Raw genomic sequence first — 19,746 nt, forward strand, 5'->3', positions numbered from 1 at the left:
CTTAAAAAGGGGAAAGACGATGTCTTCCATCTATCGCTGTGAAACCTGCCGGGTCATCTCCGACGAAAAGGAATGGCTATGCCAGCCGGAAAAGCTGATGAGCCGCTCGGAGCTCTGTCAGGCTTCACCTGATCACACCAATCCGATCTGTCACCGAATGGATCAGAGGCTGGAATATCAATGCCATTCCTGTGGACGCCTGACCGACAAGGCAGACCTGGTCTGCAGTCCGAATCTGCATCGAGCAACGGACGAAAGCATCACAGGTGTCTGGCGAAGAACCCCCTTCAGGCCCAGAAAGGAATGGCCGCGGGAAGAAGGCCAGCGATGAGGATAAGGCCTATTTGCCGCGGGTTTGGCAGAATTTGTCGACTTCAGACTCCGCTAAAGTTCTTTGCTGCTATACTGGAAAAGGTCTGAAGTGGTTGGCTGTTGATCCGTCGGATGATCGAACCCATTTTTCAAGGAGATGCGAGCCATGAAAAAGAACGGTTCATTATTGCTGTTGGCGATTCTGATGGCAGGGCTGCTGCTCTTGCTCACATCCTGCGCCGTAACCACCGAGAGCACCGAAGGCACCACCGACACATTGGAAAACACCTCTGATGCCACTACCGATTTCACTTCCAGCACCAGCCCCGGTGACGATCATTCTTCCCAGGCGGAAAAAACCAGAGCCTTTGCCACGGTCAATCTCGACCGACTGCGGGAGGACATGGCCCGCGGGAGCGGCGAACATCTGGCTTCACTGGCCCACCTTATGGGCATAAGCGAAGAGCACCGCCAGGATTTCTTTGAACTGACCAAGGCCAGTTACCCTGAACTGTTCCGGGCCGAACCTGTCCGTGCGGAGGACCTGCTGGCCGGACTGAACAGCGAATTGAGCCATCATCCCGAGTGGATGCGTAAATAATTGCGATTCTTTTGATCCTGTCTGCGTTCATCCTTTCCTCAGGGACAAACTTTTTTCCTCCCCTGCCCGGGGCCTGGCGAACTGTTCGCTCGGCCCCGGCCTTGATTCTTCCAGCTTTTATCCTCCTGCTTTTCCTGCACCTTTTCAGCGTAAACCTGGCATGGGCCGCTCCTTCATCCCTTGCCGATCCTCCCTCCCTCGCCTCTCTGGCGCAAAGCCGGGAATGGCATACCCTTCTCCATTATCATCCCCGCGGCCTGGGGCGAGGATTCGAAAGCCTGGTGGATGCGAAAAGCTTTTTCCTGGCTCCTGACGGCAAGACGGATCCCGAAGCCGAACTGGAAGCAACATTCAAAACAATCTTCGGCGGAAATGATCCCGAGGAGCAGAAGCGGGCCATCTGCACCTTTCCGGCCCGCTACCGGTGGCTGCAAAGGATTTTCAATCCGGAAGAGGCACCCTTAGAACCTCCCTGCGATCCCTATCGTCAATGGGTATGGGATCTGCAGCCCTTCCGCCTGACCCTGGTTTTTCCCGCCGCCTATCTGAACAATCCTGCGTCCATGTTCGGTCACACGCTGCTGCGCATCGACGCCCGGGACCAGGACGATCAGACCCGGCTGCTCGCTCAGACCGTCAACTATGCCGCGGACAGCCGCGGACAGCACGGTTTTCTTTATGCCTTCAACGGCCTTTTCGGCGGCTACCGTGGACGGTTTTCCATGGCTCCCTACTATGTCAAGGTCAAGGCCTACGGCGACATCGAAAACCGGGATATCTGGGAATACAGCCTGAATCTCAGCGAGGAGGAAATCGAACAGCTTCTGGCCCATCTCTGGGAAATGCGTTCGGCCTGGTTCGATTACTACTTCCTGGACGAAAACTGTTCCTACCACCTGCTGTCCCTGCTGGAGACCGCCCGTCCCAAAGAGAGGCTCCTCGACCGTTTCGACTGGTGGGCGGTTCCTTCCGAAACCGTCCGGTCCCTCGCGGAAGCGGAACTGGTTGGGGAGGTGCGGTTTCGTCCCTCGCGAACCACTATTCTGCAGGAAAGGGCCTGGCGCATGGATGGAAACCTGCAGTCTCTGTCGAAAGACCTGACAACAGGCCGGCTCGGTTCCGATGCCGCTGAAATCCGCAGTCTTGATCCCGTGGATCAGGCCCAGGTGCTGGAACTGGCGATCGATTATGCCGCCTACCTGCGTAACATCAAGGCCAGGGAGGCTCCCCTGGCGGCCGCGAATCTGCCGGGGCTTCTGCATGCCCGCAGCCGGCTCAAGGTGCCGAACCAGACCCCGGAACTGCCCGCTCCGCATGTCTGGCCCGGTAAGGGGCACCAACCTGCAAGGGTCGATCTTGGCTACGGTTTTGAAGACGACCGCCATTTCATCAGCCTGTCCGGCGGACCCGGCTATCATGATATCTTCGACCCTCAGGGCGGATTCACCAAGGGAGCCCAGGTAATCGCCCTGCAGGGGGAACTGCGCTATTATCCCGAAAAAAACAGGATCGAACTGGAGCGCTTCGATATCCTCGATATTCTCAGCCTTTCGCCCTGGAACCGTTTTTTGCATCCGGTTTCGTGGAAATTGGCCCTGGGGCTCCGACGGAAACATCGGGAGGCTTCCGACCGGCTGCTCCTGGGGGCGGTCGATACCGGCTTTGGAATTCACCGTGAATTGTCGCCTCGAACCTCGGCGCACCTGTTCGCCGAGGGCACTCTGGAGGTGAGCGACCGTCTCGAAAATTTCGCGGCGCCCGGAATCGGTCCCGGGATCGGGCTGATGCACGATTTCAGCGATGAATGGCGGAGCGGTCTGTTCGGCCAGGCGCGGTACTTCCCCCTGGATGAATCCCGGATCGACCTCGAAATAACGGCCCGCAACCGGCTGGTATTCGACAATGGGAATATGGTGGGTCTGGACCTGTCCTGGAAACGGCAATTCGACCGCGGTTTTTTCGCTGGCACCCTCTATTTGCGCTGGTTCTTTTGAGCTCCGGATCAGGCCGTTTTCGCCACCCGAATTTCCCAGTCATCAGACCCAAGCTCCCTCATGGTCACCTGAACCGGAAGGAATTCGCAGATAACCTTGGCATTTGTAGTCAGGTGCGGGGTGGGGGCCAGAGTGCGGAAGCTGCCGCTGCCGGCGAGGGCCAACGGCAGCAGCAGCTGATCGGCCAGATGGGGACCGACCGGAACGGCGGCACGAAGAAACCGTTCCACCTCAAGCACGGCATTTTCGGCAACATTTTCCGCTCGAACGCCGCGTGCGCCAAAACCGCTGAAAACCTCCGTGACATTGTTCCACGCAATTTCGAGCAGAAGAACATTACCGGGGCCGAAAGCAGGGTCCGTCTCCTCGACTATGCACCGTTCTTCATCCCACCCAAGGCGGGTTCGCACCACCTCCAGCTCCCGTTCGGCAATATGCCGGGGCAGTCCCGCCACGACCGCCCGGGCCGATCTCTCCAAGCCGGGGCCGCGATTCCGCAACTCCATCGGCACCAACTGGGAAACCGGTTCCACGGACAGGATGAATTTCCCCCCTCCGGCAGGGAAAAATCCGGGGCGGACCATTTCCGCCGTCAATTTGGGGCCCATCTTTTGGAGGAGAGGGAGAAAGGACCTGGCCAGAAAATCGAAGGGCGGGGCGTGAGGATTATGGGTCCCTCCATCCAGAACCAGTTGCGAGGGGCTGTCGGCTGTCAACAGGGCGGGCAGTACGGTCTGCAGCACGAGAGTGGAACTTCCGGCGGTGCCGACGGAAAAATGATAGCTGCCCGGTACGACCCTTTCAGGATGAAATTCCAGTCGCAGCGAGCCGGATTTGACCCCCTCGACCCGAGCCCAACCGACCGCTGCAGCCGCTTCCACCGCCGTCAGATGCTGGCGCATGAGACCGGGCTTTTTGCGCCGGGCACGAATGTTTTCGATGCGGAAAGGCTGACCTGTCACCAGGGACAGGGCCAGGGAAGAACGCAGGATCTGTCCTCCCCCCTCCCCCAGAGAACCGTCGATAACGATCATTTGTTTCTCCCGTCTATCGAAATCGGATGTTCAGTATCTTTTGTTCGGAAATCCGTGTATGCTTGCTGGGTACGCTCCTGGAACCAACATCGCCCTTCAGACCGTACGGAGATGACGTTACGGAGTGAAGAAAAGAGATCGGCCCTCGTGCCGGGTTTTTCAGGCACGTCACCATTCAAGCCTGCCCCGTAGATTCCAGCGATCTCCCTGGTTTTTTATTGGCTAGCCAAGCAAGGGAGGTCCACCATGCAAAGCATCACGCCTTCGACCGGTGACCCTATCAAAGCCCGCTGCACAAAATGTCGCAAGAACACTGACCATGTCGTGATCACTATGAGTGAAGAAGGCCCTGTCAATGTTCAGTGCAAGATCTGCAGTCGGCAGCACCACTATCGGCCACCCACCGCGGAGAAAAAACCTGCCGTGCGACAAAGTGTACAGCCCCGAGATGCCGAGTGCAAAGAGTGGCAAGACCTGCGTCCAAGGTTGAACGGCTCCGCGGCGACGGACTACTCCATGACCTCTTCTTACAAGGTCAAAGATCTGATTGACCATCCCGTTTTCGGCATCGGTATTGTACAGCGGGTGGCCGGGCCACAAAAGATTGAGGTCCTTTTTGAGGCCGGCAAAAAAATGATGCGCTGTAAATAGCCGGCCCAAACGAATTTTGCTGAACCAAGTGGAAAGAGATGAAAATGAAAAGTTGCGATCTTTGTGAAGAGCAATCGAAGAAAACGCGTAATGGAAAGCCACATGAATACTTGATAAAAGTAGATGAGCTTCGCATGTTCAAAGGGAAAAATCCCCAAGGCTACGAGGAGCAGGATTATCAGTGCCTGACATGCAAGTCAAAATTTACCCGGAGTACTAATAAAAACGATCTGGCATGGACCCTCTGGCAAGGGTGATTGTTTTTTCGTAATGCTCAAGAGAGACGTCAGGGAGAGGGCGATTTCCTGCCAGGGATTCCGCCCTTTTCCTATACGGCCTCCACGGATGAACGGTCAGTCGTCTTCCCACAACTTTTGAGCCAGCACTCAAAGCGATCCCTCGGCCTCCTGGATAAAATCCGGCCGAAGGTTTCAGGGTTGTGGAGATACAAGCAGTGCCGAATCGAGGTGTAGGGACTAAAGGTGCTTTCAGGGTTTTCCATCATGAAGTCATCGCGGTAATCTCTTACGTTTTTCAAATTCTCGATCAGGCTTTTATGCAGATCCCCCTTTTGAAAACCGCTGTCAAACTTCAGAATGTTCTGGACGAAGTCGTCGACTTTAATGTCCTCAAAATCGAACTCCTTGAAAAAATGGCCCGCAACACGCAGAAAATTAAAGGCATTAAGCGCTTTTCCGCTGGCCGCAGTCGGCATTCTACCGGCTGCTTCATCATTCTCGGCAAACGAATCGCCAGCCAGGCCCATCGTTGCCTGCTCCAGCAGTTCCATGGTGGCGTTACGGATTTCCTTGAATTCCCGGTCGGCCAGTTCAAACAGAGCCGAGAGCAGATTGATCCTGCGCTTGAGATCATTGGGGATCGATTTTTTATATTTGATTTTGTGGTCCAACACACTCCAGGCATCCTGGATCAAGGACCTGATCTGCACTTCGAAGGGGCGGCCTGAGTACTGCTGGGGCTCCTCGCTTGGGGCCAGGTCCATATGCAGCCCCTTGTATCCAAAGGAATCTTCGGTACTCTCAACGGCCGAAATCTTGTCGGTGACATCAATGACCTTGAAGTGCCCCTTCAACACCTCCGACAGCACGGCGATCTGGTCTTCGTAGAGGCAGACGATGCGGATGCCCACCAGGTCGGAAATGTAGTCCTTGATCTCATAGGGCTGTTCATCGGCTTCGAGTTTACTTAAATATTTGCGTTGAAACTTTTTTATGCACTCCTCTTTGTCCTTGACCCGCCCCTCGATTTTCGTCACCTCGCCGACATCGGAATCCTTCAAAAGGGATTGGATGGCGCAGATATAGGCGTTTTGGGCCTCCTCAAAAAGGTGCCGGTTGTTATCGTAATATTTCATGAAATGGTGTCGTTCAAGATCGAAATCCAGAGAGGCCAAAGGCAACTCCTTCCTTTAGATAAGGGATAGTGGATGGAAACAGGAGATCAGAGAGGCTGTGACAGGAGAAAGGAGGCTTGTTGCAGGGTAGGTGTTCAGCAAGAGATTGAGAAAATTCTTACCCGTTATCCTTCTCTGGAGATTGCTCGGTACTCTCCCCCTGTTTGCGCTCTCTCTTTTCTTCCTTCTTCGCTTTTCTGGCCAGTTCCTTCTGGCGCTTCTCGTATCCGTAATTAAGTTTTCTTGCCATTTTCTCACCTTTCTTTTCTGCGGATGTGAACAGTAAAAAATCAAAAAACCCCGCCTCACGGCGGGGCCTTTTGGAATTAACCATGAATTTCTGCGACAGGCAGCAACCCGCGCCGCAAGGTCGATCGCGTTTAAATCTTCCGAACGTTAGAAGACTGCGGACCTTTTTGTCCTTGGGAGACATCGAAGCTCACACGGTCTCCTTCAGCCAGGGACTTGAAACCCTCACCCTGAACAGCGGAGAAATGAACGAATACGTCCGGTCCGTTGTCCTGCTCGATAAAGCCGAAACCTTTTGCGTCATTGAACCACTTGACAGTACCTTGTGCCATTTTTCGAATCCTTTGATCCCTGCTGGGAATCCTGATTGGTGGTGCAATTTGTGCCCTTTGCAATAAAAAACACACAACCGAAGGGATTGTGTGTTGTTCCAAACTGACGAACTGTCAATTGGTCGGGCAACTGAAATTGTACACACACTGCTTAAGTTGCTAGAACTTACCATGGACCCGATTGGAACGCAAGGTCTGAAAAGAAAAATTAATAAACATCTTTTTCGGCAGACGCAGGTTTCTGGCAGCAAAGGAGCTTCTTGCCTTCCTGAAAAAGAACCTCGATCTTGCAAGGCCCGGTTTGGCGGGTAACCAGGCCCAGTCCGAAGGAAAGGTGCTGCACCAGGTCCCGGACATGATACGTGCCGGCCATGCAGTAGGGGACGGCCTTTTCCGTCTGCATGCCCGGTCGAAGGGAGGCCCATTCCTTTCGTTCGCATGCAGTCTGCGCCGCCCGTGTTCGGGACGAAAGGGGCGCATCCTTGCGGGCGGTCTTCTGTGCCTTGGACGCTTTTGCCCTTTGATAAATCCGGCTATTCTGGCAGACGTTGCACCGAATGCGGAGGGTCCCTTCATCGACGATCTCAACGACGGTCTGGTTCTGTGCCTTCTTGCAGCTCGGGCAGCGTGCTTTGACAATATCCTCGACGGTCAGTTCCTTACTGCTAGTCATCGCATGTCCTTTTGGTACAGCAGCACCGGCGGTAGAAAGATCGAAACCCGGGAATGGAATTTCGAACGGCACGCCCGGCAGGTTAAAAGAATTATATCTTCTTTTTCGCGCCATATGGCCGCCCCCCTCTTTTCAGTACGCAGTGCAAATTGCTTCACCATATCTATTAATCAAGTTTCAGGTCATTGTGAAAGAAATCATCAATAGCTGAGAAAAGTTCCGACATCTTGATGGGCTTGACCAGAACCCGATCCATGCCTGAAGCCAGGCATTCTTCCTTGATTTCACGTCTCACGTGGGCAGTAAGACCGATGATATATGGGCGCTTGTCCCCCTCCTGGACTTTTTCACGGATGCTGCGGGTGGCTTCCATCCCGTTCATACCCGGCATCTGCAGGTCCATGAGGATGATGTCAAAATTTCCTGTCTCCCATTTTTTCAAGGCGTCGCCCCCGTTTTCGGCAGACTCCACCTTCAACCCCCGCTTCTCCAGCATCATCGCGATCATTTCCCGGATCATCGGCTCATCGTCCACCAACAGGATCCGGAGACTGTCGAGTTGCTGTTTGTTGTCACATTCGTCAAATTTTTCTCTGGCAGGTTCAGGCTTGGGTTCAGTCACAGCTTTATAGGGGAGGGTGAAGGAAAAGAGGCTTCCTTTTCCCACATGACTCCGCACTGAAATCTCACCACCCATCAGTTCGACCAGTCCTTTGCAGATAGCCAGCCCCAGACCGCTGCCTCCATGCTGGCGATGAAAGGACATATCCACCTGGCTGAAGCTTTTGAAGAGCAGGTGCTGCTTTTCCTCGGGAATGCCAATCCCGGTATCGGCTACCGAAAACTCCAGAAAGTTTGCGCAAGGCCGAACGCTGACCCGAACCTCTCCCTCGGGGGTGAACTTGACGGCGTTGCTGATCAAATTGATAAGCACTTGTCCCACGCGGTTCCGGTCCCCGACCACCTTTTCAGGGGTATCCGTCGTCACCTTCATATTCAGCTTCAGGTTCTTTTCACCGGCCGGAAGAGTAAACATCTCCAACGCTTCCCGCAGGCAATCGCGAAGGTCGAAAGGCTCTTGCTCGATCTCCACTTTTCGAGCCTCGATGCGCGAGAAATCGAGGATGTCGTCGATCAGGTTGCGCAGACGATGAGCTGAAGCATCGGCCATGCTCAAAAGGTGACGTCGATCGGGATTGCGGTCGGTCTGCAGCAGATGTTCGATGGCGGCCATGAAGACCGTCATTGGAGTACGGATCTCATGGGACATGCTGGCCAAAAATTCGCTCTTGGCCCGGTTGGCCTCCTCGGCCACATTTTTGGCCTTGTCCAGCATGTCCAGATGATGACGGGTCTGATATTGTCGCTGCCGCTCCCGCAGAACCGCCCGAGCGGCACTGACCAGCATGGATGTTTTGGTGGGGCGCTCCAGCAGCAGGACGTTGCCCAAAGCTTCCAGGGCATGCTGTACCCGTGCAGAATGCTCACCTTTCAGGGTCAAAAACATGATGGGAAGATCCGACCATGCAGGTTGCTCATCCAGAAACCGCAGCAAAGCCTTCGCGCCCTCACCGCCAAAGAACTCCTCGGCAATGAGCGCTCCTCCGGCGCCCTCCCTGAGTTGCCGGCAAAGCTCGTAAAGATCGGCGCAGGGAAGGCAGGAGATGCCATTGCTTTCCAGGATCTGACAGGTAAGACGGGCATCCTTGGACGTCGGGGTGAGAACCAGAAGCCTTAATTCCTGTTCATTTGCATGAAAATGTTCAGTCAGCATCGCTATCCATCAAAGGGTCTTGCCCCCCTCTGAAAATCGGATTTCCTTGCAACACGCCCTGGAATTGACGCAGGGGCTCACCGATGCGGATTCCCCCGCTGGTGATCTTTATTTCCCGAATCGTTCTTTCGTGGGAACCCGTGCGCTTCTTCACCACGGAAACCGCCTGGCGGACTTCTCCCTGGCTTTCGAAATAGCGCAGCAGAATGACGGCATCGGAGAGGTAGCTCACATCCACCGGTGCCGCTGTGTCCGCCCCTACCAGCCCATGCTGGGCCACGATAAGCAGAGTGGTAACCCCCATCTGTCCCAGGTAGGTCAGCAGTTCGTGGAGCTGGGTGACGAGGAAGCGCTCCTCGGGCATTGCATTCAGATAACCGTTAAGGCTGTCGATGACGATCAGACAAGCCTTGTCCTTCTCAACAGCCTTGCGGACGGTGGCTGAAAATTCGCCAGGGGAGAGTTCAGCGGGGTCGATCTGTTGGGAAGAAATCCGACCTGAGTTCAGATGGGCAGAGAAGTCCATTCCCAGACCCCGGGATCGGGCAAGAAAATTTTCCCGACTTTCGTCAAAATGGAAAAACGCAACCGTTTCGCCCCGTCCTAAGGCCGTAAATGCGTACTGGGTGGCCAGGGAAGATTTGCCCGTGCCGGCCGCGCCGGTCAGCAGAGTGCTCGTTCCCCGATCAATTCCACCACAAAGCAGGGTGTCGAGTTCCGGAATCCCGCTTTCGACCAATTCCCTCTCGAAACTTCTTTGATGTTCAAGGGCCACCAATCGGGGGAAGATCTGGAGTCCTCCCTGCTCGATCTTGTAATCGTGGTAGCCACCCTGATATGAGCGGCCACGCATCTTCACGACCTGAAGGTGACGGCGCTCCCCGCCGAAGGCCGGGAGCTTTCGGAACAGTGACACGACCCCATGGGCTACAGTCTGTACATTGAAGCCCAACCTCTCCCCGGCCTCATCCAGCAGCAGGGCCGTGCACCCCCGCCCGGTGAAATGCTGCTTCAGGGCCAGGATCTGGCGCCTGTACCAGAGGGGGTTCTGTGCTACCAGACGCAGTTCTGCCAGAGAGTCGATAACCAGTCGCCGGGCTCCGAGCCGATCGACCTCCTCAAGAATGCGTCGCATCAGATTGCCCAATTCCACCTCTGAGGAGTGAAACATCGTATACTGCTCCTCCGGGCCGACTTCCCCCTCGGAGACGTTGAGCTCGACAACATGCAGCCCCTCCATGGACCAGCCGTGGGATCGGAAAGTGGACTCCAATTCATTCAGGGTCTCCGACATGGTCAAATGGAGCACGGTCTCTCCACGCCGTGCACCTTCCAGCAAAAATTGAAGAGCCAGTGTTGTTTTTCCTGACCCAGGATCCCCTTCCACCAGGTAGAGGCGCTCCGGTTCCAGGCCGCCGTAAAGAATTTCATCCAGTCCGTGGACGCCGGTTCGCAATAAACAGTCCTTTTCCACATTATCCATAGCCGCTCCCAAAAAGACCTTAAAGTGGGCACCGATGGTAAAACCGGGGAGATCAACCCAAGTGCTCAGCGTAGCCAACCTTTTTCAAGTGCTTGTTAATGCACTCCACCAGGTCGTTCACCTGGAATGGCTTGGAAATAAAATCATCCATCCCCACATCCAGGCATTCCTGGTATTGATCACCATTGGCGGAGAGGGCAATGATGGGGACCCGATGATGCCTGGCTGGTTCACAGTCCTCGATTTTCCTAATGAGTTTCGTTGCAGTCAAACCATCCATTTGCGGCATCCGAATGTCCATAAGGATAATATCAAAATCCCTGTCTGTCCAAGCAGCTACCGCTTTCTCTCCGTCGCTGACCGATGTTACTTTCCAGTGGTCCCTTATTTTGAGCAGCATGGCCAAAAGGTCTTTTATTTGAGGATTGTCTTCAGCAACGAGAATTTCAGGACCATCCATGAGCCTTTCCTCCCATAGAAGTTATTTTTTATCCCAGGGGTATGGGTCCTCTAGCTAGAAGAGAAAATTTTAACCCACCAATCCAGTCTGTCGACCTGTCAGGAAAATTTCGTGTTGATGAGGTGTTTCGGAAGGTGATCGGTTACACCCGTGAGAGCCCGCCATGGCCGATATTCCTGCCTGGAATTTCGTTGGACGGGAGGCGTTTACAAAGAAGCAAAAGGAGATTTTTTTTGAGCGAGGGATTATACTTGCAGAAGACCTCAAAGGAGGTACCGAGTGCCCGAACCGCTACTGATCGTCGACGTTCAGTCTTGTTTCATCAATGACTTCACCAGCCAGATACCGGAGCGTCTCGTGCGGCTCGTCGAATCGGGGAATTACGAACCACTCATATTCACCCGCTTCGTCAACACGGATGACTCGCCCTACCACCGCCTCCTTAACTGGCATGACTGTGAGTGCGAGCCTGGAAACCTGCTGACCGGGGAGATGGAGAAGCTCGCCAAACGCGGTCGGGTTTTCATCAAGCGGGGTCACACCGGTGTGTCGGACGAGCTGCGTGAATACCTGCGCGAGCAAGATTTCGAACGAGTCACCCTGGTCGGAATCGACACCGACATGTGCGTTCTCAAGATCGCCTTGGATGTCTTCGACCTCGGGATCGAGCCGATCGTCCTCTCCGATTGCTGCGCGAGCACCGCTGGTCTCCAGGCCCACCTCGCCGGGCTGGCGATCCTCAGCCGGAACATCGGGCCACACCAGCTACGACCTTCCGGCCTCGGCGGTAGCGAGATCGCTGCTCCCGAGAAACCGAACGCCTGACCGTGGTCTGCGAAAGCTTGTTTTTATTCCGATGAAGCGGCCCGTGTGGTTAACCTGCTGACCAATCCGCTTCCGTGCCATTTTTTTTGCAGATGACATAAGCCGGACCGGCAGAAGGCGCGGTCCGGCTCTCGTTTGCCGGAGGTTCACGGGACGGGACATCCCTGATCTGATCTGTCTGTGTTTGCCGTCGCCCCCCGCATGTCGTTGACTAGGCCGACAGCAATCGTCGCTTCCGTGCTGGGATTGTTGCAGACAGGGCCCCGGTTTCACTTCCCACCTTGAACCGCGTCAACATCCCGCGCAGCTGGTCGGCCTGACCGGCCAGCTCCTCTGCCGCTGCGGCACTCTCCTCGGCGTTGGCGGTGTTCTGCTGGGTCACCATGTCGATCTGCCCCAGTCCCGTATTCACCTGAGAGATCCCCTCGGCCTGTTCGGCGGAGGCGGCGGCGATTTCGCTGACCAGATCCGTCACCTTGACGACGCTGGTCACAATCTCCTTCAGTGCGGCCTCGGTCTCCCCCGCGATCCGGGTGCCATTCTCGGTTTTCTTCTGGGAACCTTCAATCAGCTCCGACGTCTCTTTGGCCGCCTTGGCGCTGCGGGCCGCCAGATTGCGCACCTCTTCGGCGACCACGGCGAAGCCTTTGCCGTGCTGTCCGGCCCGGGCCGCTTCCACGGCAGCATTGAGGGCCAGCAGGTTGGTCTGGAAAGCGATCTCGTCGATGACCTTGATGATTTTCGAGATGTTCTGCCCGGCCTCGTTGATATCGAACATGGCCGACACCATCTCCTCCATCTGCAGGTTCCCTTTTTCCGCAGCACTTCGGGCCTGAGTGGCCAGGTGCCTGGCCTGACCGGCATTTTCCGCGGCCTGGGAGGTTTGGGAGGACATCTGGGTCATGGAAGCGCTGATCTGCTCCAGGGAGGCTGCCGATTCAGTGGCACCTTGGGAAAGATGCTGGGCCGACTCGGCGATCTGGGTCGAACCTGTGGCGATCTGCTCGCCCGATGCCTGGATCTGGGTGATCAGGGTGCTGAGATCCCTGCCAAGTTTCTGCAGGGTACCGCGCACTCGGTCCCTCTCGTCTTTGGGAACGATCCTGAAAGTGAGATCCCCGTCGGCCAGCTTTTGCAGGGAGCCGATAATCTCCTCCTGCAGACTGTCGGCAAAACGGTCCATGGACTGGGCCATCCGGCCGATTTCGTCCCCCCGGTCGAGGTTGAGTCGCATCTCCAGGTGCCCCTTTTCCATCTCCTCGATCATGGTGCAGCTCTTCCTCAGGGGATCAATAATCCCTTTGGCGATAACGAAAGCCAGAATGCATCCGAAGGGAAGAGCCACAACGGTCAGAATGATGCTGCCCAACCTGGTTGTGCCGGCGGCCGCCAGCATCTCCTGGTCGGTCATGATATGGTCGCCGGCGGTGTTGATAATCTCATGCAGCAGTTCCCGGACTTTTTCAAGATTGGGCATGGTGCGGGTGATGTAAATTTCGCTGGCAAGCTTCGTGTCCGCCTCCTGAAAGACCTGCCCTATTGCTATCGCCGATTGATGCAGGGCTTTATGGGGCTCCTCGATTCGGGCCAGCGGCTCTTTCAGCTCCGGAACCAGCTGCTCGGCCCGTTTGCGCCCTTCCCCGTAATACCATTTGCCGAATCCGCATTGGGAATGGTCCGTCTCCACCTCGAGCCTGGTCACTCGGGAATCGGTCAGGAGAGTGCTGACCGCGTTGGCCCATATCAGATGGTCGACCTCCCGTTGAATCAGCTCGGCGCGCAAGGCATTCCCCTGGATGACCTCTTTGGCGTTTCCGACAATGCCACCGACGCCTATCAGCGCCCAGCCGGCCACAAGCATAAGAAGAAACAGGACTCCGCCGAAACCGACCGTGAATTTCCACCTCAGACTCAAATTTTTCCAGCTCATACACCGCCCCCTAAAATTCCTACCGACGAAGTTTTGTCAAAGAACCAACCAAGACAGTAAATTCCTAGCCCTGTATTTAATTTAAGCAACAATCATTCCTTTTCAACAATACTTAATCTGTTGTATTAGCTTCGCTGAAAACAGTCAGAATTACTGATAAAATAGATAGGAAGTTGATCGCTCATTGGACGAACAAGGAGGCAAAAAATGAGAATCGGAATTTTGACAATTTCCCTGCTGCTGTTCCTGACGCCTGTCAACGGCAACGCTTTCGGTGCCGAGCATACGGATGAAACCCGGTCGGATCTCTGGCTCAAATCCAAACTGGTGACCGCCTATACCCTGAATGAATACCTGAACCCCTTCGAACTCGAAGTCGAGATCGAAAACGGGGTCGCCTTTATCAACGGGACCGTCGACAGCCCTGCCGAAAGGGATCTCGCCCTGGAGATCGCGAAGGGGGTGGAAGGGATCAGAGAGGTTCGAGGGAATATCCTGGTGAAGCCCGGAACCTTGGAAAACGCGCGGGCGGAAGACGAATTCTTCCGGGTGGTCGAGGACGCCACCATAACGGCCAAGGTCAAATCCAAGCTTCTCTGGAACAAGAACACCCACGGCCTGAACATCGATGTCAGCACCCGTAAAGGTGTCGTTACACTCACGGGAACAGCGGCCTCAGGGGTCCATAGAGACCTGGCGGAGCAGTTGGCGAAAAACACGACGGGGGTGGAAAGGGTCAGAAACCACCTGCGGGTGGATCCCGAACAGAAGACAAACAACATGGAAAAAAGTCTTGAGACCTTTGAGTCCAAGGTCTCGGATGCCTGGGTGACCGCCAGGGTCAAGTCGACGCTGCTCTTCAGCACCGAGGCGGACGGCGCGGACATCCGGGTCAGCACCCGCGACCATGTCGTCACCCTGGAGGGGACGGTCGCCAGCCGCAACCAGCAGCAGGAGATCGTGACCATGGTCGGCAACATCGTGGGAGTGGACAATGTCCGTTCCCAACTCAAGGTAGAGAAGCAGTAGTCTCAGACCCTGGCGCAGAAGCCGGCGGAACCGAAGTTCTGTCCGGTCATTCTTCCCGGTCCTGCGGCTGGCGGCTGGCCAGCACCTTGTCGATCCGGTTGCCGTCGAGGTCCATGACCTCCAGGCGCCAGCCCTCCCATTCGGTGACGTCGCCGGGACCCGGCACCTTGCCGATCAGCCACATCATCATTCCGCTCAGGGTGTGGTAGCGCCCCTTGTCCTCCTCCGGAACCGATTTCAGATCGAGACGGTCCTTCAGTTCCGGCAGGGGGATCAGGCCGTCCAGCAGCCAGGACCCGTCCCGGCGCCGCACCGCCCAGACGTCCTCCGGATCCCGGGGCTTGAACTCGCCGGCGACAGCTTCCAGAATATCCTGCAGGGTGACCAAACCCAGGATCTCGCCATATTCGTCCACCACGAACACCATCTGCACGCCCGACGCCCGGAACTGCTCCAGAAGCTTCATGCCGGTCATCGATTCCGGCACATAGACTGCCGGCAGCAGATACTCTTCCATCAGGTCCGGAGGCTCTCCTTGCAGATGTCTTTTCAGCAAACGCTTGGCGCTGATGATGCCGAGAATGTCCTCCAGTCCACCCCGGCAGACGGGAAAACGGGAATGGTTGGAGGTAATGACCTTGTCCAGGTTCTGTTGGAAGGGCTGGTCGATATCCAGGTAGACGATTTCGCTGCGGGGCGTCATCAGCGAAGGGATCGCCCGGTCGTCGAGGCGGAAGACGTTGCGCACCATTTCGTGCTCGTGCTTCTCGATGATGCCGGCCCGGGACCCCTCGACCAGCATATCGTGAATATCCTCTTCGGTGAGATTGGCGCTGCTCAGCTCCCGTTTTCCCAGCAAACGCAGAATGCCGTCGGTCGAGACGGCCAGCAGAAAGACGAAGGGGCGGGACAGTCCGGCCAGCAGCGCGATGGGCCGGGCCAGGGCCCGGGCAATGCCCTCGGCATTGAACTGAGCGATCCGCTTCGGCACCAGTTCACCGATGACGATGGTACAATAGGTGACGGTCGCCACCACGATGGTGGTGGCGACGATGCCACTGGCCCTTCCCGCCATCCCCAATCCCTGCAGCAGATGGGCCAGAGGCCCCGCCAGGACCGCCTCGCCGACGATGCCGTTGAGAATGCCGATGGCGGTAATGCCTATCTGTATGGTCGACAGGAACTGGGTCGGCTCCTCGCCCAGGCGCATGGCGACCAGGGCCGCGCGGTCCCCGTCCTGAGCCATTCGCTGAAGTCGGGTTCTGCGGGCAGTGACCAGGGCGATTTCGGCCATGGCAAACAGACCGTTGAAGAGAATGAGGGCCATCAGCAGGGCAATTTTCAAATCCGTTTCTCCTTTGACTCACTGTCGGGGGCCGCTTTTCGAACTGTCGATCAGCTTCAGCTTATCAAAGAAGAAAAGTTCCGTGTACTGCCGAAATAATATCCCCGGAGCGATGGCCCGACCCGGAAAATCAGGGGAGAGAAGCGGAAAAGGGGGCCAGGTCCAACAGTTGGAGGCGGGATTCGGGACGGTCCAGATACCGGGTCAGGATCTTGTAGCCGTCACGATCGAAGGGGAGGGTTTCGACTCCGCGAAGAAGGTCTTGTAGATCGCCTTCATTGCGGGCGGTGCCGAGATGGCGCCAGTTGTCGAAGACATGAATGTCGGTGCGATCGCCGTCCGGGGACTGTTCCCGGATCCCTATCGCACCCGGAAAAGGCCAGGATCTCAACTTCAAATCGTACAGCGCCTGCACCAGCCTGAGCTGGTGCATCTGCGGGGGCTCCTTGCCGACACAGGCGCCCCGGCACTGTTTGATCTGGTAGCCGAAACAGGCCCCCTTCCCTCTTTCCAATCCGAGCAGCCGGTGACAGAGGCCGTGGTCCGACGCCATCGCCCGCAGAGTTTTTTCGGCCTCACGGCGCGACCGGAACATCCCGAAGAGCCGCTCGGTACCTGCTCCGGAAACCTGGTCAAGAGGCGATATGTCCGGCGGCAAAGGCTTACCGTCATCTCCTGGGAGCCGCAGGGTGAACAGCTCCCGGGTGCGGCGAAGCCTCCGGTTATGGATCGGGCTCAGCTCCTTGACCAGGCGGGCTTCCAGCAACAGGGCGCCCAGTTCCCCGGCCGTTTCGATCCAGTCGATCCTGCGCACCTGCTGGGACAGGCGCATCCCCTTGTATTCCCGATGATCTCCGCTGAAATGGGAGCGGACCCGGGAGCGGATGTCGATGCTTTTCCCCACATAGAGAACCACGTCGTTCTCCCCATAAAACAGATAGACTCCGGGACCCCTTGGCAGGCCCTCGATCTGCTCGGCGGCAAGGTGGGGGGGATGGCTGGGCGTCTTCAGCTGCTTCTGCACGGCCTGATCCAGAACATCCCCTGGAAGGTCGGCGCGCAATCTGGAAAAGAATTCCCGGATGACCCGGGCATCGCCGAGGGCACGGTGGCGGTCGGCGCGGGCCAGTCCGTGGCGTTCGATGAGACTGTCCAGGTTGTGTCGGGTGTGCTGCGGAAACAGAGCGCGCGACAGCTTGACCGTGCAGAGGGTTTTTTCCTGAAAAGTTATCTCCAGACGACGAAATTCATTTTTCAGAAAAGCGTAATCGAATCGTGCGTTGTGGGCCACCAGCACCTTGCCGGAAAGTTTTCCCCGCAACTCATCGGCAATTTCGGCAAAAATGGGTGCCTCGAAAACCATCGCCGGCGAGATACCGGTCAGCTGCTCGATAAAGGGGGAGAAGGGCCGCTGTGGATTGACAAGGGTCGCCCACTCCTCCGTCACCTCATCCCCGACCACCTGGCACAGTCCGATCTCCAGAATACGGTCATGGTGGGGGTTGGCGCCGGTGGTTTCCAGATCGAGAAAAACCAGTCTCTCCGAAAGCACACTCATCACAAATCACTTCAACAGGGACATAGGCCTGACTATTCAGTAAGCCCGTGCCTGGAGCCGGGGGATATCGGCCGCCTCCAGACTCGCGGCAAACTGCTGGCGATACAGGTTCCGGTAGATCCCGTCCCTTTGCAGCAGCTGGACATGGGTTCCGGACTCGACAACCCTCCCCTTGTCCAGCACCAGGATCAGATCGGCGTTGACGATCGTCGACAGCCGATGAGCGATGGTAAAGGTGGTGCGGCCGGCTGTCAACCGTTCCAGCGCTTCCTGAATCAGGCGCTCCGATTCCGAATCGAGGGCGGACGTGGCTTCGTCGAGAATCAGGATCCGCGGGTTTTTCAGAAAAGCCCGGGCGATGGTGAGCCGCTGCTTCTGCCCGCCGGACAGGAAGGCGCCCCCCTCCCCCACCTCGGTATCCAGCCCCATGGGCAGCGACTGGATGAAGTCGAGGGCATTGGCGGCTCGGGCGGCTTGCACGACCTCCTCGTGGCTCGCCCGGGGATTGCCGTAGAGGATATTGTCGCGCACGGAGCCGCTGAAAAGAATGGGGGTCTGCAGGACAACACCGATCTGGCGGCGCAGCGAAGTCAGCGTCACGTCGCGGATATCCTGGCCGTCGATGGAGATCCGCCCCCCCTTGACATCGTAAAACCTGGGGATCAGGCTGACGACGGTGCTCTTCCCGGAACCGCTCGGCCCCACCAGGGCCACCTTCTGGCCCGGCTGGATGGCAAGATTGAGATTGCGGATGACCGGGCCCTCCTCGGCGTCCTCCCGGTCATAGCCGAAGGAGACGTTGCGAAACTCGACCCGCCCCTGGACATCACCCAGCTCCACGGCATCGGGCGCATCCGCGACCCCGGGCTTTTCATCCATAATTTCGAAAATCCGGTCGAGGGCGGCCATCGAATTAGCGAACACGATGTTCAGTTCGGTAAAACGCTGCAGCGGCAGATACAGGGGACCGAGATACATCCCGAGCGCCATCAGCTCACCGATCGACATGTCGCCGTGAATAACCCGGTAACCTCCGAAAAGGGCCACGATCAGGGGCGAAAGGTTGGTCAGGGTATCGGTAATGGTCATGTTCATGCTCTGCAGATACACGCTGCGCATGGTGCGGCTGAACAGCTTTTCCGAATCCCGATGAAAGTTTTTCTGTTCGGTTTTCTCCTGGGTGAAGGCGTGGATGACCTTGCTGCCGGCGATTTTTTCCTGCACGTTGCCGGAAAGCGCCGCCAGTTCCTGCTGCACCTGCAGGCTCGACGCCTTGATCTGCCTCTGCGGCCGCCGGAAGAAGTAGAGATAGACCGGGAAGGTGGACAGGGCCACCAGGGCCGTCGGCACATCGATCCGGAACAGGAAGAACAGGATCACGGCCAGGGCCGCCAGGTCCATCCAGACATTGGTCAGGGCGCTGCCCACCAGTTGCTGGGCCTGATTGATATCGCTGATCAGCCGGGCGACGATCCCCCCGCTTTTCTGCCGGTCGAAAAAGGACGCCGACATCCGCAGGATGCGGTAGTAAAGGTCGCAGCGCAGATCGAATACCGATCGATGACCCGCCTTGCCCGAGTAGTAGTGGCGCACGTAAGTCCAGGGCGACCAGATGAAAAGGAAAACGGCGGCCATGCCGCCGATGTAAAGGTAAAGCTCCCGCAGTTTTTCCGGGGAGCTCATGGCCGGGTTGAGATAAACATCGTCCAGAAGGTGCCTGGTGATTTCCGGAACGAACAGGGGAACGGTGAATCGTACAATCCCGCCAATCGCGGCAATGACAATATATTTCGTATAGGGGCGTACATAGTGAAGAAAACGGATGAAATTGTGAGTTTTCCTTTTGCTTTTTCTCCTGGCAATCACAAGATTTATGACATTAAAGAATGAATAGAAAATGTTTTTTTTGCAGCCGACAGTATAAGGCATGATCAATATCCCTCTTTGACTTGACAGTTTTACTGAACAGCATTCCAAAAGTTGTTTGGACTGTTTAAGAACCCATCAAAGAACTTGTTAATGCGAGTATTGACTCAGCGAAGAAAACGGAGGGATTATAAACGGAAGCCATCCAAAAAGGAA

Annotated in this window: 19 protein-coding genes; 7 read left to right on the forward strand and 12 right to left on the reverse strand. The window is 56.4% G+C overall.

Features of this window, described 5'->3' with window-relative positions:
* Positions 1-19: 19 nt before the first annotated feature.
* The 3 genes from R2940_06880 (at position 20) to R2940_06890 (ending at position 2,907) form a co-directional block, all read left to right on the forward strand.
* Entirely contained in the window at positions 20-331 is a 312-nt protein-coding gene (locus R2940_06880) for a hypothetical protein (protein ID MEZ4599496.1), read from the forward strand.
* Between the two features lie 147 nt (positions 332-478).
* Complete coding sequence (locus tag R2940_06885; GenBank protein ID MEZ4599497.1) at positions 479-913, forward strand: DUF3015 family protein; 435 nt, start codon at positions 479-481, stop codon at positions 911-913.
* Between the two features lie 101 nt (positions 914-1,014).
* Positions 1,015-2,907 (forward strand): DUF4105 domain-containing protein, encoded by a 1,893-nt coding sequence (locus R2940_06890; protein MEZ4599498.1) that lies wholly within the window; start codon positions 1,015-1,017, stop codon positions 2,905-2,907.
* 8 nt (positions 2,908-2,915) lie between these two features.
* Here R2940_06890 and rtcA read toward each other — a convergent pair whose 3' ends face one another.
* Positions 2,916-3,941, reverse strand: coding sequence for an RNA 3'-terminal phosphate cyclase (gene rtcA, locus R2940_06895; protein ID MEZ4599499.1), 1,026 nt, complete (start codon positions 3,939-3,941; stop codon positions 2,916-2,918).
* Between the two features lie 246 nt (positions 3,942-4,187).
* Between rtcA and R2940_06900 the strand changes: the two genes are divergently transcribed.
* Together R2940_06900 and R2940_06905 are read left to right on the forward strand one after the other, a co-directional pair.
* Positions 4,188-4,592 carry a hypothetical protein gene (locus tag R2940_06900; GenBank protein MEZ4599500.1) on the forward strand — a complete coding sequence of 135 codons (405 nt, stop codon included), beginning with the start codon at positions 4,188-4,190 and terminating at the stop codon, positions 4,590-4,592.
* A 38-nt stretch (positions 4,593-4,630) separates the two neighbouring features.
* A complete protein-coding gene (locus tag R2940_06905; protein MEZ4599501.1) occupies positions 4,631-4,849 on the forward strand; it encodes a hypothetical protein in 219 nt (72 codons plus the stop codon).
* 71 nt (positions 4,850-4,920) lie between these two features.
* Here the strand turns inward: R2940_06905 and R2940_06910 are convergent, their stop codons facing one another.
* The 7 genes from R2940_06910 to R2940_06940 form a co-directional block, all read right to left on the reverse strand.
* Positions 4,921-6,006 (reverse strand): (p)ppGpp synthetase, encoded by a 1,086-nt coding sequence (locus tag R2940_06910; GenBank protein MEZ4599502.1) that lies wholly within the window; start codon positions 6,004-6,006, stop codon positions 4,921-4,923.
* Positions 6,007-6,124: 118 nt separating this feature from the next.
* Positions 6,125-6,439: a hypothetical protein gene (locus tag R2940_06915; GenBank protein ID MEZ4599503.1), complete on the reverse strand. Its 315-nt coding sequence runs from the start codon at positions 6,437-6,439 to the stop codon at positions 6,125-6,127.
* Positions 6,387-6,587, reverse strand: a complete 201-nt coding sequence (locus R2940_06920) for a cold-shock protein (protein MEZ4599504.1) — start codon at positions 6,585-6,587, stop codon at positions 6,387-6,389. The genes R2940_06915 and R2940_06920 overlap by 53 nt, the downstream gene beginning before the upstream one ends.
* A 208-nt stretch (positions 6,588-6,795) precedes the next feature.
* Positions 6,796-7,260, reverse strand: a complete 465-nt coding sequence (locus R2940_06925) for a hypothetical protein (GenBank protein MEZ4599505.1) — start codon at positions 7,258-7,260, stop codon at positions 6,796-6,798.
* 166 nt (positions 7,261-7,426) lie between these two features.
* Positions 7,427-9,034, reverse strand: a complete 1,608-nt coding sequence (locus tag R2940_06930; protein MEZ4599506.1) for a response regulator — start codon at positions 9,032-9,034, stop codon at positions 7,427-7,429.
* The gene (locus R2940_06935) at positions 9,024-10,517 is read right to left on the reverse strand and encodes an ATPase domain-containing protein (protein ID MEZ4599507.1); all 1,494 of its coding nucleotides are present in this window, start codon (positions 10,515-10,517) and stop codon (positions 9,024-9,026) included. The genes R2940_06930 and R2940_06935 overlap by 11 nt, the downstream gene beginning before the upstream one ends.
* Positions 10,518-10,569: 52 nt before the next feature.
* Entirely contained in the window at positions 10,570-10,977 is a 408-nt protein-coding gene (locus tag R2940_06940; protein ID MEZ4599508.1) for a response regulator, read from the reverse strand.
* 279 nt (positions 10,978-11,256) lie between these two features.
* Here R2940_06940 and R2940_06945 point away from each other — a divergent pair, with 279 nt between their 5' ends.
* Positions 11,257-11,802 (forward strand): cysteine hydrolase, encoded by a 546-nt coding sequence (locus R2940_06945; GenBank protein MEZ4599509.1) that lies wholly within the window; start codon positions 11,257-11,259, stop codon positions 11,800-11,802.
* Positions 11,803-12,013: 211 nt separating this feature from the next.
* On the opposite strand, the gene R2940_06950 is transcribed toward R2940_06945, so the two are convergent.
* On the reverse strand, positions 12,014-13,732 hold the full coding sequence (locus R2940_06950) for a methyl-accepting chemotaxis protein (protein MEZ4599510.1): 1,719 nt from the start codon (positions 13,730-13,732) through the stop codon (positions 12,014-12,016).
* Positions 13,733-13,939: 207 nt separating this feature from the next.
* Here R2940_06950 and R2940_06955 point away from each other — a divergent pair, with 207 nt between their 5' ends.
* The gene (locus R2940_06955; GenBank protein MEZ4599511.1) at positions 13,940-14,761 is read left to right on the forward strand and encodes a BON domain-containing protein; all 822 of its coding nucleotides are present in this window, start codon (positions 13,940-13,942) and stop codon (positions 14,759-14,761) included.
* Positions 14,762-14,807: 46 nt separating this feature from the next.
* On the opposite strand, the gene R2940_06960 is transcribed toward R2940_06955, so the two are convergent.
* The 3 genes from R2940_06960 to R2940_06970 all read right to left on the reverse strand — a co-directional run bounded on the left by R2940_06960 (position 14,808) and on the right by R2940_06970 (position 19,593).
* On the reverse strand, positions 14,808-16,106 hold the full coding sequence (locus tag R2940_06960; GenBank protein MEZ4599512.1) for a hemolysin family protein: 1,299 nt from the start codon (positions 16,104-16,106) through the stop codon (positions 14,808-14,810).
* Positions 16,107-16,236: 130 nt separating this feature from the next.
* Positions 16,237-17,664, reverse strand: a complete 1,428-nt coding sequence (locus R2940_06965; GenBank protein ID MEZ4599513.1) for an exonuclease domain-containing protein — start codon at positions 17,662-17,664, stop codon at positions 16,237-16,239.
* Positions 17,665-17,700: 36 nt separating this feature from the next.
* Positions 17,701-19,593 carry an ABC transporter ATP-binding protein gene (locus R2940_06970; GenBank protein ID MEZ4599514.1) on the reverse strand — a complete coding sequence of 631 codons (1,893 nt, stop codon included), beginning with the start codon at positions 19,591-19,593 and terminating at the stop codon, positions 17,701-17,703.
* Positions 19,594-19,746: the final 153 nt, after the last annotated feature.

It is taken from the genome of Syntrophotaleaceae bacterium (genome assembly GCA_041390365.1).
GTDB lineage: Bacteria > Desulfobacterota > Desulfuromonadia > Desulfuromonadales > Syntrophotaleaceae > JAWKQB01.